Origin of the sequence: Cruoricaptor ignavus (assembly GCF_014961145.1) — a bacterium.
Classification (GTDB): domain Bacteria; phylum Bacteroidota; class Bacteroidia; order Flavobacteriales; family Weeksellaceae; genus Cruoricaptor; species Cruoricaptor ignavus.
Genome location: NZ_CP063145.1, coordinates 794,853 through 810,139, shown reverse-complemented (window position 1 = coordinate 810,139; position 15,287 = coordinate 794,853). Strand labels below are relative to the sequence as shown.

Genomic DNA, 15,287 nt, shown 5'->3' with positions numbered 1-15,287 from the left:
GCTGCAAAATTACGAAACTTAAACACTGGTCACAAGGCTCATTGGCGGCTCCTCAAATTATCTCCATCAGTAAGCTGCAGTCTGCGGAATACCCCGGATGAAAGTACGGTGAAAATTCCTATGACGAAAAAGGTATAGCGAAAGGCGAGATGGCTGCTGCCGACGGTGGCCGGAGAGTTTTGGAAAAGTTTCAAAACCACCAATCCGAAGGCGATACCGAAGCCAATTGCGAGCTGCTGGTTTACCGCAATCAGAGAATTCCCGGGGCTGGTGAGGTTATTAGTTAAATCCGCCATAGCGATGGTATTCATAGCGGTAAACTGGATAGAATTAAAAAAGCCAAGTACTGCCACGATGGGCAGGAAAGTGTAAGTATTGGCGTGGATTCCGGGAATGCCGAGGCAGCAGATCAGAAGCCCGATGATCACGGTATTAGTCATCAAAATTTTGCGGTATCCAAAGCGGTTCAGCAGTCTCACCACAGCAGATTTGCCGAGCATTGAAGTCAGCGCCATTGGTGCCACGATCCATCCAGAAACTACGGCGCTCTCCCCAAATTCCACCTGAATCATCAGGGGAACAAGCAGCGGTACCGAGCTGATACCCAGCCTGGTAGCCAGATTGCCAAGGATGCCGATCCGGAATGTGCGCAGGCTAAAGAGCGATAGCGGGAAAAGCGGGTTGCGCGCCCGCCGGGCATAGCGATAATAAAAGTAAAGCATTGCGAAGCCAAGAACGGCAACCAGGAGTACGATAGTAATTTTGCTTGAGTGTCCCAGCATCTCTAACGACATCGAGAGCGCCAGGGACCCTGCTGCAAAGAGCAGGAATCCGGCAAAATCGAAATCCGGGCTGGTGCCATAGTAATCTGGCATATACTTTAAACCAAAAATAATTCCCGCCACAGCGAATGGAATATTAATGAGGAATATCCAGTGCCAGCTGAGGTATACCGAGAAGTAGCCGCCTACCAGCGGCCCGAGTACCGGACCTATGAGGGCGGGGATGGAGGCATAGTTCAAAGCACTTACAAATTCATCTTTCGGGAAGGTCTTTATCATAGCGAGCCTGCCCACCGGCGTCATCAGGCTACCCCCGATTCCCTGGATTATTCTCGCAAGCACCAGCGTATCCAGGTTCGGGGAGGCGGCGCATAGTAAAGAACCGATGCCGAACACCGCCAGCGCACCGAGGAAGACGCGCTTCGTACCGATGCGGTCAGCCAGAAAACCGCTCGCCGGCATACACACCGCGAGCGTAAGCACATAGCTGATGATGGCGTTCTGCATATTGAGCGGCGATTCTCCGAGGTCTTCGGCTATCGCCGGCAGGGAGGTGTTCATAATCGTGGAATCCAGCATCTGCATAAACATCGCAGTGGCAAGAGCCCACGGCAGGAACTTTTTTTCCGGAGTGGAGCGGTCTATTTTTTTCGCCATCAGACTTAATTTTTTCTCTCCAGCAGCGCCATATAAAATCCGTCAAAACCTTCGCTTGGTAAAATTGTTTTTTCCTTTACGAGATTAAAATCTGCATTATTCTCCAAAAAAAGAGAAACCTGCTGCCCATTTTCTGAAGGGAGTACCGAGCAGGTGGCATACACCATTTTGCCGCCCTTCTTCACGATTTTGGAATATTCCTGCAAAATCTGTCGCTGCTCATCCTTGATTTTTTCGATAAAGGCTTCATCGATTTTCCATTTCGTATCGGGATTTCGGCGCAGTACGCCAAGCCCAGAACACGGCGCATCAATCAGCAGTCTGTCCGCTGAATTATGCAGCCGTTTCACCACCTTATTATCGTCAATCAGCCGGGTTTCTATGTTGTGCGCACCGGCCCTTTTGGCGCGGCGTTTCAGCTCGGCAAGTTTCCAGTTGAAAATATCCAGAGCGATAATCTGCCCCTTATTCTGCATCAGCGCAGCGATATGCAGCGTTTTTCCGCCAGCACCTGCACAGGCATCCACCACACGCTGTCCAGGTTTTACATCCAGAAATTCCGCAATCAATTGTGAGCCGGAATCCTGCACTTCGAATAGGCCATTTTTGAATGCGGAAGTCAGGAATACATTTTTCTTCTCTTCCAGCTGAACCGCATCAGGAATATTTTTCACGCGGAAGCTTTTCACGCCTTCGTTTTCCAGCTCGGTGATTAAGTCTTGCGCATTGGTTTTCAGCGTATTAGCCCGAAGGATTGTGGGCGCCTGCTCGTTCATTGCCTTCATTTCCTTTTCCCAATTTTCGCCAAGTTCTTTGGCAAGGGTTTCCGCCAGCCAATCCGGTATGGAAAATTCTATCGCTTTCGTAGGCACTTTTCCTTTCTTGATTTTCGCCTGGATGTCCGCCGTTTTTATCCCATCGAATTCATCGAAGCGCTTGAATTTCGTGTCCGTCCAAAGCAGGTAGGCCAGGATGAGTTTGTAGATGTTGCCCGGTTTTGCGCCTTCCCCGATGAAATATTCCAGCCGCTTTTTCCAGCGGATGATGTCGTAGAAAATTCCGGAAACCACCGCTCTGTCGGCGCTTCCCCATTTTTTATTCGCCTTCAGCAGCCGCTCTATCACCTTGTCGGCGTATTTATTTTTTTCAAAAAAAGTTTCGTTCAGCGCATCGTGAATGCCGATGAGCAAGTTCCTGTGAATGAGTTCCATCAAGTCGTGAGTGAATTTGCAAAATTAGCGAAATGAAATTCAGCGCGCACCATATATATAATGTGTAAATTTGCGGAAAATTTTTTGAGATGACGGAACTTCCGGCTTGCCCGCAATGCCAATCGGAATTTACTTATGAGCAGGATGGAATGGTGGTTTGTAGCCAGTGCTTCCACGAATTTAACCCTGATGAAGCGGGAGATTCTGAAAAAGTTTTCGACAGCAATGGCAATGAGTTGCAGAACGGCGATGCTGTGGTGGTGATAAAGGATCTGCCGGTGAAAGGCGCGCCAAAGCCAGTGAAGGCGGGCACAAAGGTGAAGAACATCAGGCTTCGGCCGGATTCTGACCATAATATCGACTGCAAAATAGATGGCTTCGGTGCGATGGCGCTGAAATCGGAATTTGTGAAGAAGGCCTGAAGTTATTCCGAAAAGCACACCTGCACCTTTCCTGAAACCGGCTTCAGGGAATGGAAAACAAAATCTTCACCGGCAATGTTGACGCGGTTTCTGTAATAGCTTCCAGCAAAAAGGCTCTCGATTATTTCAGCGGAAATTCCCTTTTCGCAGAGTTGAATTTCGTGCGGAAAGTAGAATTTTTTACCGAGATTAAATTGCGCCCTATGCTCCGCTGAAATTACATTCACTTCGCCGAAAAGTTTGGCAATGTATTCGCTATCCTGCTGATTGTAAATTATTTGCGGTGAATTTTGCGCGATGATTTTGCCATTTTCCATCACGATGATTTCATCGAGCCAGGGCAAAATTTCCTGCAGATTGTGCGTGGAAATCAGCACGGAAATATTTTTCGCTTTGGCATAGTTCAGCACATTTTCGCGAAGTTCGGCACGCCGCGAAAAATCGATATTGCTGAAAGGCTCATCCAGCAAAAGCAATTTTGGAACCACGGAAAGTGCCCTTGCAATCGCAATTCTTTGCTGCTGTCCACCGCTAAGAAACTGCGGTTTTACATCGGCAAAATCCTGCATCCCTACCACCCAAAGCAATTCTTCCACGGTAGATTTTTTCAGGGCTAAATTACTGTTGCTCAGGAATTTACCCACATTTTCTGCAGCTGTGGAATAGGGCAGGAGGTCATAATCCTGCGCTACCAGTTTCATTTCCTTTTCGCCGGGCACCAAATTTCTTTTCGGGCCGAAAAGCGGTTTTCCATCGAAGAAAATCTCACCGCTTTGCCAATCAAGAAGACCGTAAATCAAGCTTAGCAGGGAGGTTTTTCCGCAGCCAGATTCGCCGGCTACAGCCACGATTTTACCTTGACCAATTTCAAGATTCAAATCCTGAAACAGCGGTTTTTCTGGTGAGTACGAAAAATGTAAGTGGCGGATTTCCAAAAGCATACAGCAAATTTAATCAAAATACAAAAGCAAAAATAAATAAAGATTGACTTTCTGAATTCTGCTGAAACGGCAGGGGCAAATTTAAAATAATGAAATTATCAATTTAAAGTATTTCGATTGATTGAAAATTTTTTATCTTTACAAAGTTTTCAATGATGTTTTATGAAAAAAAGTATTCTTTCTGTGGCAGCTGCAGCCCTGCTGGGATCGGTGGCGAGCGCACAGCAGATTAAATTTGAGGAGTACGACCTTCCCAACGGTCTGCATGTAATTCTGCATCAGGATAATACCGTGCCGGTGGTAACTACAGGGGTGATGTACCATGTAGGCTCCAAGGATGAGGAGATTGGGCGTTCCGGTTTCGCGCATTTCTTTGAGCACCTGCTCTTCGAGGGTACGCAGAATATCGGGCGCGGAGAGTGGTTTAAGATCGTATCCAGCAACGGAGGTACCAACAATGCGAACACGACCAACGACCGCACCTACTACTACGAGACCTTCCCGAGCAACAACGAGCAGCTGGGGCTCTGGATGGAAGCGGAAAGAATGCGCAGCGGACAGGTGGAGCAGATAGGCGTGGATACGCAGCGCGAAGTGGTGAAGGAAGAAAAACGCATGCGTATGGACAACCAGCCGTATGGTAATCTTTTCAACTCCATCCTCGCCAACACCTTTAAAAACCACCCTTATCGCTGGTCGGTGATTGGCTCTATGGAAGACCTGAATGCTGCACAGCTGGAGGAGTTCCGGAATTTTTACAAAAAATATTATGTACCGAACAATGCTGTGCTCGTAGTGGCTGGCGACATCCAGCCGGAGCAGACGAAAAGGTGGGTAGAAACCTACTTCGGCGGTATCCCGAAAGGCGTGGTTGCGGAGAAAAAATTCCCGCAGGAGCAGCCGATTACCAAAGAAACGGAGGTAACGGTTACCGATGCCAACATCCAGCTGCCGGCATACATCTACAGCTACCGCACGCCATCCAACAAGTCGCGAGACGCCAGGGTGCTAGACATGATTTCCACCTATCTCAGCGGCGGGAAGTCTTCCGTGCTTTACAAAAAACTAGTGGACGAGCAGAAGAAAGCCCTGAGCGTAAGTGCCAACAGCATAGGCTTCGAGGATGCAGGTGTATTTGCATTCTTCGCAATCCCGATGGGCGCCACGCCAAAGGCAGACCTTCAAAAGGTAATAGACGAGGAAATTAAAAAAGCTCAGACGAGCTTAATTTCCGAAGAGGATTACCAAAAACTGCAGAACAAATTTGAAAATGAGTTTGTAAATGCGAACTCCACGGTGCAGGGCATAGCGAGCTCGCTTGCCACCAACTATATGCTGATGGGCGACACGAACCTCATTAACAAAGACATCGACATCTACCGCTCCATCACGCGAGAGGAAATCCGCGATGTGGCGAAGAAATATCTGAACAGCAATCAGAGAGTGATCATCAATTATGTACCGGAAAAAAAGTAACGACATGAAAAAGCTAATATACCCGCTGATTGCTGCGTCCTTATTTGCGACCGGCTGCCAAAACCAGAACAACGCTACGAAAAAAGTGGTGACAGACCAAAATATTAACACAAAAACCAAGGGCGGCATCGACATAAACAAAATGCCTGTATCCACAAAATCGCCCACTGTAAACATCACGGAGCCGAAATCCTTCCGTATGGAAAACGGCCTTACGGTGATGATTGTAGAAAACCATAAGCTGCCGCGCGTAACGGCATCCCTCTCCATAGACCGCCAGCCGGTGCTGGAGGGCAACATCGCCGGCGTGAGCGACATCCTCGCGAGCCAGCTGGGCGAGGGTACGAAAACGATGAGCAAAGATGCCTTCAACAAGAGAATCGATTATCTCGGTGCTTCGCTGAATTTTACCCAGAGTGGCGCCTTTGCCAATTCATTATCCAAATATTTCCCGGAAGTTTTCGGGATGATGGCAGATGCAGTGAAGAATCCGAGATTTGACCAGAAAGAGATAGAAAAGGCGAAAGACCGCGAGATAGAAAGCCTGAAAGTGGATGAGAAAAGCGCAGATGCCATCGCCCGCAGAACAGGGAACGCCGTGATTTATGGCAAAAATACTTCCCGCGGGGAATTCCCTACCGAGCAGAGCATCCGCAGGGTTTCGGTGCGCGATGTGGAAAATTACTTCCACAAGTACTTTGCGCCGGATCAGGCTTACCTCGTTATCAGCGGGGATATTAAATATGATGAGGCAAAAAAACTGGCGGAGCAGCACTTCAGCGGCTGGAAGAAATCCGGCACGGTATACCCTGCGCTGGAGCCAGCCAATAATGTTGCCAGGACGGAGATAAACATCGTAGATGTGCCTTCCGCAGTGCAGTCAGTCATCAGCGTGGGCAACCTTACCGAGCTTAAAATGAGCGATCCAGATTATTTCGCGTCTATGGTTGCCAACTACATCCTCGGGGGCGGTGGAGAATCCCGCCTGTTTATGAACCTTCGGGAGAAAAACGGCTTTACCTACGGGGCCTACTCAGGGCTTAGCGTCAGCAAATATTCGCCGAGTTTCCGTGCAAACGCAAGTGTACGAAATGAGGTGACAGACAAGGCGGTGGTGGAATTTATGAATGAATTGAACGGTATAGGCACTGTATCCGAAAAGGAACTCGCAGATGCGAAGGCAAAGCTGAAGGGCGATTTCATCCGCTCTCTGGAAAGGCCGGAAACTCTGGCGCGCTTCGCAGTGAATCAGAGAATTTACAATCTGCCAACGAATTTTTACCAAAATTATTTAAAATCCATCGATGCCGTTACGGTAAATGATGTGAAGAAGGCCGTTCAGCGCAACATTCTTCCAGGGCAAAGCCGAATCTTCATCGCCGGCAAGGCTTCCGAAATCGGAGAGCCGCTGGAGAAACTCGGCTACGATGTGAAGTACTACGATACGAATGCCAACCCTGTGGCAAAGCCTTTGGCGAAAAAAGTAGATGCTAATGTAACGGCGGAAACTGTTGGCAAAAAGTACATCGACGCAATCGGCGGAGAAGCTAATGTGAAGAAAATAAAATCGGTAAGCACGGAGGCTTCCGCAAAGCTTCAGGGTATGGAGCTTACGATGCTGAGCACGATGGCTGAAGGTGGAAAAACACGGACGGAAGTGAAGATGATGGGGCAGACGATGCAGAAAATGGTGTTCGACGGGGAGGCAGGCTATATGGAAGCGCAGGGACAGAAAATACCGATGCCTGCCGATGCTGCGGCAGAATTGGCAAACCGCGCGCTTTTCCCGGAGCTGGATTTTAAAGGTGCGCAGCTTTCCGGCATTGAAAACTTCAACGGTGAAGATTGCTATGTGGTGAAAAGCGGCACTACAACCTACTATTACAGCGTAAAAACTGGGCTGAAAACCGGTGAGGTGCGTACAATTGCCGGGCAAACCATCCCTACAATGTTCGCAGATTACCGCGATGTTTCCGGGGTGAAGATGCCGTTCAAGATTACGCAAACCATCGGTGGTATGAATCTTGAAATGACGGTGACTTCCCAACAAGTGAATGTGGCGAAAGACTCTGATTTTCAGTAAAATTAAATCTGTAATACAAAAGCCGCTCAGAAAATGGGCGGTTTTTTGTTTTGGCGGAAAATCCTTACATTTGCACTCAAAATTTTTGCAGAATGAGCGGTGTTTTCGTTTTATTTATGGTACTTCTGATGATATTGAGCGTGCTGCTCATCATTATAATAATGGCGCAAAACCCTAAAGGCGGCGGGCTTTCGGCAACTTTTGGCGGCAGTTCTTCGGCGCAGTTTGGCGTGCAGCGCACCAATGATTTTATGGAGAAAGCTACTTGGATCCTTGCCTGCTCCATCGTGGTACTCGTAACCCTGAGCGTGGTAATGACTGCAACGCCGAACCAAACGCAGCCGCTGCCGACCAAGCCTAAGCAGACCGCACCTGTGAATACTCAGCCAGTAAAACCTGGGCAGCCTGCGCCTGTAGCTCCCGTGAAATAATCAATTTTAGTTATTAGAATAGCCTGCTGAGAATACAGCAGGCTTTTTAATGTAACCGTATTACGAGCATATCGTAAAGTTTGCGGATGCGTAAACCTGCCGACATCACGAGAAATTCCAGCGGATTTTTCCGGTAATATTTATTGACGAAAATTGCCATTGCACCGTAAAACCGGTCGAGGTATTTTTGATTTTTTTCCGTGCTTTGGCCTTTGTGATGCAGCAGTTCGTGCTTGCCGTAGTAGAAATTGCGGTAGCCGTTCAAAATCAAAGTGTAGCACAAATCAATATCTTCACCGTACATAAAATAGGCTTCATCGAAACCGCCAACTTCCTGAAACACACTGCGTCGCACCAGAAGATTAGCACCGGTTATCACTTCCACTTCTGCAATGGCAGTTAGCGGAATATCGTTCCGGTAGTAATTTTTCTGCGACTTTTTCCCTTTGGAATTCAGGAAAAGTTTTTTGAATGAATATACCAAATCAGGAACTGAGCGCTTGCTTTCCGGAAGAAATTTCCCGTCTTTATCGTGCATCCGCAAGCCAAGGCAGCCGAAATTCGGCGTGCTTTCCGCAAAGTCGATCAGCTCTGCCAAATAAAAATCCTTCAGCTCGGTATCAGGGTTCAGGAAGTAGAGAAAATCGCCCTGTGCTTTGGCGGCAGCCTTATTGTTCGCCTTGCTGAAGCCTTCGTTTTTTTCATTAGCGAAGAATTTCACGGCAGGAAATTCCGCCTGAAGTTGCCTCCAGGAATCATCCGGCGAATTGTTATCAATCACGATAATTTCGTGCGGCACATTGGCAAAACGGACGATGGAATTCAGGCAATTCCGCAGCAGCGCAGTCACATTATAATTGACGATGATAAAACTGACCTTCATCCGCTAACTTTTTTCGTTATAAGGCTGGCGGTTTTGGATGGATCTTCCAAGCGAAATTTCGTCGGCATATTCCAGTTCATCACCCACCGAAATTCCGCGGGCTATCGTCGTAAAATTCACTGGTAAATGCCTGAATTTCTTGTAGATATAGTATGTCGTGGTATCGCCTTCCATCGTTGCGCTAAGTGCAAAAATCACTTCGCGAACCTGCCCACTCTCAATTTTTTTCTCGATGGATGAAATGTTCAGCTGGCCTGGCCCAATGCCTTCCATCGGTGAAATTCTTCCGCCAAGAACCAGATATTTCCCAAGAAATTTCCCTGTATTTTCAATGGCCATCACATCGCGCACATCTTCCACAATGCACAGAGTTTCGGAAATTCGCTTTTCGCTGGCGCAAATTTCACAAACTTCTGAGTCGGAAAAATTGTGGCATTCCTTGCAGTACCGGATTTCCGTGACCATTTTCTGCAAAGCATCGCCCAAGGCTATGGCCTGGCTTTCAGGCTGGCGCAGAAGATGCAGGGCAAGCCTTAGCGCCGATTTTTTGCCGATGCCCGGAAGACCGGAAATCTCTTCTACCGCCTTTGCCAAAACCTTGCTCGGAAATTCCATCGTGCAAAGATAGGGATTTAGCATTGGTAATGGGTAATTAGCAATTTGTAATGATAGTGCTGTAATTTAGTTTTTGTAAAATTTGTAAATTTGAAAAAAGCTTTAATTGTGCAAAACACTCAGGAAAGCATAAAATATTGGGTGGAAATTTCCGATTACGATTTGGAAACCGCCGAAGCTATGCTTGAAACCAAGCGTTTCCTGTATGTGGGATTTATGTGTCATCAAGCTGCGGAGAAAATGCTGAAAGCGCACTTTGTAAAAACCCAAAAATCAACGCCGCCGTTCATCCATTCGCTTAGGAGATTAGCGGAAAAATCAGGGCTTTGGGAAAAATTCGACGAAAACTTTATCGAAACCATCCATCTTCTGGAACCGCTGAACATTGAATCAAGATATCCTTCCTACAAAGAAAGGCTTTTTCAGGCTTTGTCAACTGAGCGGTGCAGAGAGATAATTGACCAAACAAAAAAATTAACACAATGGATCAGGCAGCAGCTATAAACCTAGCCAGGCAGTACAAATCCTGCGTACAGAGGCTGATTGAAGATGCAGAGCTGATAATGTTTGGCTCTTTTGCAAAAGGCTCTTTCACGGATGACAGCGATATTGATATTGCCATCATCGTTGATGAAATGCAGGGCGATTACTTTGATATTGTGCCGAAACTTTGGGAACTTCGTGGCGAAATTGACAGCAGAATTGAGCCTGTGATGATTGAAAAAAACTTTGACCCTTCTGGTTTTCTTGCCGAAGTTGAACGCACAGGGATTAGAATCTAAACAAAAAATTATGGAAGTAAAACATCTTGAGCCACAGGCCATTTGGAAAAACTTCGCGGCACTGAACGAAGTTCCGCGGCCTTCTAAAAAAGAGGAAAGAGTAATAGAATTCATCCGGAAATTTGGCGAAAATCTCGGATTGCCTACAACAGTGGATGAGGTTGGGAATTTGATCATCCGGAAACCTGCAACTTCCGGAATGGAAAGCCGCAAACCCACCGTGCTGCAATCGCATCTTGATATGGTGTGCCAAAAAAATGCAGATGTGGATTTTGATTTTGATACTCAGGGCATTCAGATGGAGACCGACGGTGAATGGGTTTGGGCGAAGGGCACCACGCTTGGTGCCGATAACGGAATTGGCGTGGCATCAATGATGGCAGTTTTAGAAAGCAGCGAATTGGCGCATCCTGAGCTGGAAGCGCTTTTCACGATTGATGAAGAAACTGGAATGACCGGCGCTCTCAACCTGAAGCCTGGAACGCTGAAGGGCGAAATTCTGTTAAACCTTGATACTGAGGAAGATGACGAGATTGATATTGGCTGTGCAGGCGGTGTGGATGTGACTGCCACTGCAAAATTTGAGACGGCGCAAACTTCGGATGAAGGCGTGAAAATTTCCGTGAAAGGCTTGCAGGGCGGGCATTCCGGAATGGATATCATCAAAGGGCTTGGCAATGCCAATGTGATTTTGGGCAGGCTACTTTATGCAGGTCTTGATAGTGGTTTAAAGCTCATCAGCATTGATGGCGGCGGTTTGAGAAACGCCATTCCCAGAGAGGCTGTGGCAGAAATTTCCGTAAAAACTGCCGATGATTTTTTGGCAAAGGCTGAAAAAATAAAATCCGAAATCCTGGATGAATTTGCATCGCTGGAAAAGGATTTAGAAATAAAAATCGAAAAAGCCACCATTTCAGGAAACGCAATATCTGAAAAGGATTCCCGAAAAATCATCCTTGCGCTGAAAGCCGCACACAACGGCGTTTACCGTATGTCGCCCGATGTGGAAGGCCTTGTGGAAACTTCCAACAATATTGCTCGGGTAGAACTGAAAGATGGTAATTTCAAGGTGCTTTGCTTGTCGCGCTCTTCCGTGGAATCCACCAAAAATGCGGTGGCAGAACAGCTAAAATCTGTATTTGAACTGGCTGGAATGAGCGTGGAATTCGGCGGCTCATATCCAGGTTGGAAACCAAAGCCAGGCTCAGAAATTGTGCAGGTGATGGAAAAAATTTACCAAGAAAAATTCGGCGCAAAACCTTCCGTAGTGGCTTGCCACGCAGGTTTGGAATGCGGCATCATCGGTGCCCACTACCCTGAAATGGAAATGGTAAGCTTCGGACCTACAATTCGCGGCGCACACTCACCGGACGAAAAGGCAAGCGTGAAATCCGTACAGAAATTCTGGGATTTCCTTCAGGATATTTTGAAAAATATTCCGGAAAAGTAAAGAGGAAGGTTGCTGAAACGGCAACCTTTTTTATATTGATTCCGGGTTTTACATCTTGGCTTTAAAATCAAGGATACGGCGCCAATTCCACTGCCAAGCCTTCCAACTCTTCCGTGATTGGAATTTGGCAGCCCAGCCTGGAATTGTCCTGCGTGTGAAAGGCCTCGGCAAGCATCGCATCCTCATCGGTTTCCATCGGCTGCAGTTTTTCCGCGCCTTCCAGCACATAAATCTGGCAGGATGCACACATCGCCATACCGCCACAAACACCGATGGTGCCTTCTTCCGCAAGCTCGTAAGCGCGCACAACTTCCATCACGTTCATTGACATATCTGTAGGCGCCGCAACTTCGTGCAGCAAGCCGTTTCGGTCGGTTATCTTCAGGTTGATGTCCATATGTAATCACTGACAGTTGATAGATGATAATTGATTAGCGAAGAAAAAATCGCTAAATCTTTTCCCTATAGGGCCAATCATTTATCAATCATCCATTATCATTTTAAATAAATCAGTCTATCTTTTTCACCACCGCTTTTTCGGCCTCTTTTCTTGAGCCGTCAAAGCCGTCCACACCGCTTACCGTGGTGTATTTCAGCACATATTTCTTGCCGGGATTCAGCCTTTGGTAAACGCTTTGGCACATCAGCGTAGCTTCGTGGAAACCGCAGAGAATCAGCTTCAGCTTGCCGGGATAGGTGTTGATATCGCCGATTGCGTAAACGCCTTCAATGTTCGTCTGATAATCCAGCGCGTTATTCACCACGATGGAATTTTTATCGATTTCCAGCCCCCAATTCGCGATTTCGCCGAGCTTTGGCGTAAGCCCGAAAAGCGGCACGAAGAAATCCGTTTCCACATCGGTACGCTCACCTTCCCGCTCTATCGTCACGGCTTCCAGCCTTCCGTCGCCTTTCAGCGCTACGATTTCCGCCGGCGTTATCAGGTTGATTTTTCCCTGATTTCTCAGCGCCTGCACTTTATCCACAGAATCGAGAGCGCCGCGGAATTCGTTTCTGCGGTGCACCAGCGTAACTTCTGACGCCACATCGGCAAGGAAAATGCTCCAGTCCAGCGCAGAATCTCCGCCACCTGCAATCACGACGCGCTTGTTTCGGAAATGCTCCGGGTCTTTCACGAAATATTCCACGCCTTTATCTTCGTAATCTGCAAGATTTTCCAGGGCAGGTTTTCTCGGCTCGAAGGTTCCCAAACCTCCGGCAATTGCCACGGCTTTTGCACGGTGCACGGTGCCTTTGTTCGTCACCACCTCAAACCATTCATCGTCAATTTTCGTCAAAGTCTCCGCGGTTTCAGCAAGTGTGAAACCGGGCTGAAACTGCTTAATCTGCTCCATCAGATTATCCACCAATTCACCGGCACCAACCGACGGATAACCGGGAATATCGAAAATCGGTTTTTTAGGATAGAGCTCGGCGAGCTGCCCGCCAGGCTGCGGCAGCGCATCGATGATGTGGCATTTTATCTTGAGAAGCCCTGCTTCAAAAACGGCGAAAAGCCCAGTAGGCCCAGCGCCGATAATCAGCAAATCCGTTTCAATCATTAAATTTTCCTTTTAATTTACAAAATTACAAAAATTAAGGCGCAGAGAAAAAAGTGTAAAGTTGCCCGAGCCAAAAAGGAAATTTAGGTTTGGCAGAAATTTTGCAAATGTCGCCACTATGAAACGAATATTTTATTTTTTCTCTCTGTTTTTATTTCTTGCCGCCAATGCTCAGCCCAGTAATGTGAGCACTAATGAAAGGCTCCATTTTCGTGTTCATTACGGGCCTATTAATGCAGGCACCGCTACGCTTACCACGCAGGCAGTGCGCTACCAGGGACAGCCCCACCTTTATGTAAGGGGTGTGGGGAAAACTACTGGCGCGGTAAAAGGTCTTTTCAAAGTGGAAGATTATTACGAAAGCTACATCAACCAGAATACTGGGCTGCCCAGCTATTATGTACGGAATGTACGCGAGGGCGGCTATACTCAGCACCTTACCGCGGCATTTAACCACCAAAGCAATACGCTTATTTTAAAGGATAAAAAAAATCCCGCCAATCCGGATAGGGCTATCAAGTTTCCTGCCGGTATGCAGGATATGCTCTCTGCATTCTATTATCTTAGGGGCTTGCCCGCTTCCCAGCTGACCGTAGGATCTGTTCATAATGTAAATGTCTGGATCGATGACGAGATGTTCCCCTTCCAGCTGAAAGTAGCAGCGGTTGAGAACCTGAAGACCCGTTTCGGCAGCATCAGCGCTCTAAAAATTTTACCGGTGGTAAAGAGCGGGCAGGTTTTTAAATCCAAAGAAAGCGTGGTAATGTGGGTAAGCAACGATGCCAACCACATACCGCTAGCCATCAAGGCCGACCTCGTGGTGGGATCCATACGGGCAGATATCGAGAGTTTCTCCAATGTGAAATATCCGCTATATTTTTCCAAATAACGAAAGCCTCATAAAGAGGCTTTTTTTATGCATTTTTAAGATTTGCTCATACGCTCCGGAATTGCCTTAGCATCCTCAAGTCATTTTCAAAAAACATCCTGATGTCGCCAATTTGATACAGCAGCATCACGATGCGCTCTATGCCCATACCAAAGGCGTAGCCGGAAAATTCATCCGGGTTGATATTCACATTTTTCAGAACGGCAGGGTCCACCATTCCACAGCCCATAATTTCCAGCCAGCCTGTGCCTTTCGTGATTCTGTAATCGGTCTCAGAGTTCAGGCCCCAGTAAACATCCACCTCTGCGCTTGGCTCGGTGAACGGAAAATACGATGGTCTCAGCCGAATTTTCGATTTGCCGAAAAGTTCCGTGGTGAAGAACTGCAGCGTTTGTTTCAAATCTGCAAAGCTGACATTTTTATCGATGTAGAGCCCTTCAATCTGATGGAAAATACAGTGCGACCGCGATGAAATGGCTTCGTTTCGGAACACTCTTCCCGGCGACAAAATGCGGATGGGCGGCTCGTGCGATTCCATATAGCGCACCTGTACGGATGAAGTGTGCGTGCGCAGCAGCACATCGGGATTTTGCTCGATGAAGAAGGTATCCTGCATATCTCTTGCCGGATGATATTCCGGAAGGTTCAGCGCGGTGAAGTTGTGCCAGTCGTCCTCAATTTCCGGTCCGTCGGCCACTGCAAAACCAATGGACTTGAAGATTTCGATGATGCGGTTTTTCACCAGGCTGATTGGATGGCGGCTGCCCATTTCCATCGGGAAGCCTGGCCTCGTCAGGTCTTCTTTCGCTTCCGTTTTTGCGGAAGAATTTTCAGTTTTAAAATTTTCAATGCGCTCATTTACAGCCTGTTTCAGCGCATTGATTTTCTGCCCGAATTCTTTTTTCTGCTCGTTCGGCACTTCTTTGAACTTGGCAAAAAGATCGTTCAGGATGCCCTTTTTCCCACTGAATTTAATGCGGAAATTCTCAAGGGCTTCTTTGGATTCCGGGCTGAACTTCGCCACCTCCAGCAGCAATGCGTCTATCTGCTCTAACATAAATTTGGTTTCAGGTTTACAAAAATAAAAATTTAGACCATAAGAA

General features: G+C 47.4%; 16 protein-coding genes. 8 read left to right on the top strand and 8 right to left on the bottom strand.

The genetic code is table 11. The features are described from left to right. Window positions 1-38: 38 nt before the first annotated feature. Both IMZ16_RS03775 and IMZ16_RS03770 read right to left on the bottom strand, forming a co-directional pair. Window positions 39-1,439 (bottom strand): MFS transporter, encoded by a 1,401-nt coding sequence (locus IMZ16_RS03775; RefSeq protein WP_193440552.1) that lies wholly within the window; start codon window positions 1,437-1,439, stop codon window positions 39-41. A 5-nt stretch (window positions 1,440-1,444) separates the two neighbouring features. Then, window positions 1,445-2,650, bottom strand: a complete 1,206-nt coding sequence (locus tag IMZ16_RS03770; RefSeq protein ID WP_193440788.1) for an RsmB/NOP family class I SAM-dependent RNA methyltransferase — start codon at window positions 2,648-2,650, stop codon at window positions 1,445-1,447. 89 nt (window positions 2,651-2,739) lie between these two features. On the opposite strand from IMZ16_RS03770, the gene IMZ16_RS03765 reads away from it, so the two are divergent. Further along, complete coding sequence (locus IMZ16_RS03765; RefSeq protein WP_073177945.1) at window positions 2,740-3,072, top strand: zinc ribbon domain-containing protein YjdM; 333 nt, start codon at window positions 2,740-2,742, stop codon at window positions 3,070-3,072. A gap of 2 nt (window positions 3,073-3,074) precedes the next feature. Here IMZ16_RS03765 and IMZ16_RS03760 read toward each other — a convergent pair whose 3' ends face one another. Then, on the bottom strand, window positions 3,075-4,013 hold the full coding sequence (locus IMZ16_RS03760; RefSeq protein WP_193440551.1) for a sulfate/molybdate ABC transporter ATP-binding protein: 939 nt from the start codon (window positions 4,011-4,013) through the stop codon (window positions 3,075-3,077). Between the two features lie 162 nt (window positions 4,014-4,175). On the opposite strand from IMZ16_RS03760, the gene IMZ16_RS03755 reads away from it, so the two are divergent. The 3 genes from IMZ16_RS03755 (at window position 4,176) to secG (ending at window position 8,003) form a co-directional block, all read left to right on the top strand. Continuing rightward, window positions 4,176-5,489, top strand: a complete 1,314-nt coding sequence (locus tag IMZ16_RS03755) for a M16 family metallopeptidase (protein ID WP_193440550.1) — start codon at window positions 4,176-4,178, stop codon at window positions 5,487-5,489. Window positions 5,490-5,493: 4 nt separating this feature from the next. After that, entirely contained in the window at window positions 5,494-7,572 is a 2,079-nt protein-coding gene (locus IMZ16_RS03750; protein WP_193440549.1) for a M16 family metallopeptidase, read from the top strand. Between the two features lie 92 nt (window positions 7,573-7,664). Continuing rightward, window positions 7,665-8,003: a preprotein translocase subunit SecG gene (secG, locus tag IMZ16_RS03745; protein ID WP_073177181.1), complete on the top strand. Its 339-nt coding sequence runs from the start codon at window positions 7,665-7,667 to the stop codon at window positions 8,001-8,003. A gap of 46 nt (window positions 8,004-8,049) precedes the next feature. Here secG and IMZ16_RS03740 read toward each other — a convergent pair whose 3' ends face one another. Both IMZ16_RS03740 and recR read right to left on the bottom strand, forming a co-directional pair. After that, on the bottom strand, window positions 8,050-8,886 hold the full coding sequence (locus IMZ16_RS03740; RefSeq protein ID WP_193440548.1) for a glycosyltransferase family 2 protein: 837 nt from the start codon (window positions 8,884-8,886) through the stop codon (window positions 8,050-8,052). Window positions 8,887-8,889: 3 nt separating this feature from the next. After that, complete coding sequence (recR, locus tag IMZ16_RS03735; RefSeq protein ID WP_193440547.1) at window positions 8,890-9,501, bottom strand: recombination mediator RecR; 612 nt, start codon at window positions 9,499-9,501, stop codon at window positions 8,890-8,892. A 90-nt stretch (window positions 9,502-9,591) separates the two neighbouring features. Here recR and IMZ16_RS03730 point away from each other — a divergent pair, with 90 nt between their 5' ends. The 3 genes from IMZ16_RS03730 to IMZ16_RS03720 are packed head-to-tail and all read left to right on the top strand — an operon-like array spanning window position 9,592 to window position 11,733. After that, complete coding sequence (locus IMZ16_RS03730; RefSeq protein WP_227411558.1) at window positions 9,592-10,005, top strand: HEPN domain-containing protein; 414 nt, start codon at window positions 9,592-9,594, stop codon at window positions 10,003-10,005. Continuing rightward, entirely contained in the window at window positions 9,984-10,283 is a 300-nt protein-coding gene (locus tag IMZ16_RS03725; RefSeq protein ID WP_193440546.1) for a nucleotidyltransferase domain-containing protein, read from the top strand. Before IMZ16_RS03730 ends, IMZ16_RS03725 begins: the two co-directional genes overlap by 22 nt. 10 nt (window positions 10,284-10,293) lie before the next feature. Then, complete coding sequence (locus IMZ16_RS03720) at window positions 10,294-11,733, top strand: aminoacyl-histidine dipeptidase (protein ID WP_193440545.1); 1,440 nt, start codon at window positions 10,294-10,296, stop codon at window positions 11,731-11,733. 67 nt (window positions 11,734-11,800) lie between these two features. Here IMZ16_RS03720 and IMZ16_RS03715 read toward each other — a convergent pair whose 3' ends face one another. Further along, window positions 11,801-12,130, bottom strand: a complete 330-nt coding sequence (locus tag IMZ16_RS03715) for a 2Fe-2S iron-sulfur cluster-binding protein (protein WP_193440544.1) — start codon at window positions 12,128-12,130, stop codon at window positions 11,801-11,803. Window positions 12,131-12,242: 112 nt separating this feature from the next. After that, entirely contained in the window at window positions 12,243-13,295 is a 1,053-nt protein-coding gene (locus IMZ16_RS03710; protein ID WP_193440543.1) for an NAD(P)/FAD-dependent oxidoreductase, read from the bottom strand. Window positions 13,296-13,413: 118 nt separating this feature from the next. Between IMZ16_RS03710 and IMZ16_RS03705 the strand changes: the two genes are divergently transcribed. Next, window positions 13,414-14,184 carry a DUF3108 domain-containing protein gene (locus IMZ16_RS03705; RefSeq protein WP_193440542.1) on the top strand — a complete coding sequence of 257 codons (771 nt, stop codon included), beginning with the start codon at window positions 13,414-13,416 and terminating at the stop codon, window positions 14,182-14,184. 46 nt (window positions 14,185-14,230) lie between these two features. Here IMZ16_RS03705 and pheS read toward each other — a convergent pair whose 3' ends face one another. Beyond that, window positions 14,231-15,241 carry a phenylalanine--tRNA ligase subunit alpha gene (pheS, locus tag IMZ16_RS03700; protein ID WP_193440541.1) on the bottom strand — a complete coding sequence of 337 codons (1,011 nt, stop codon included), beginning with the start codon at window positions 15,239-15,241 and terminating at the stop codon, window positions 14,231-14,233. Between the last annotated feature and the right edge of the window lie 46 nt (window positions 15,242-15,287).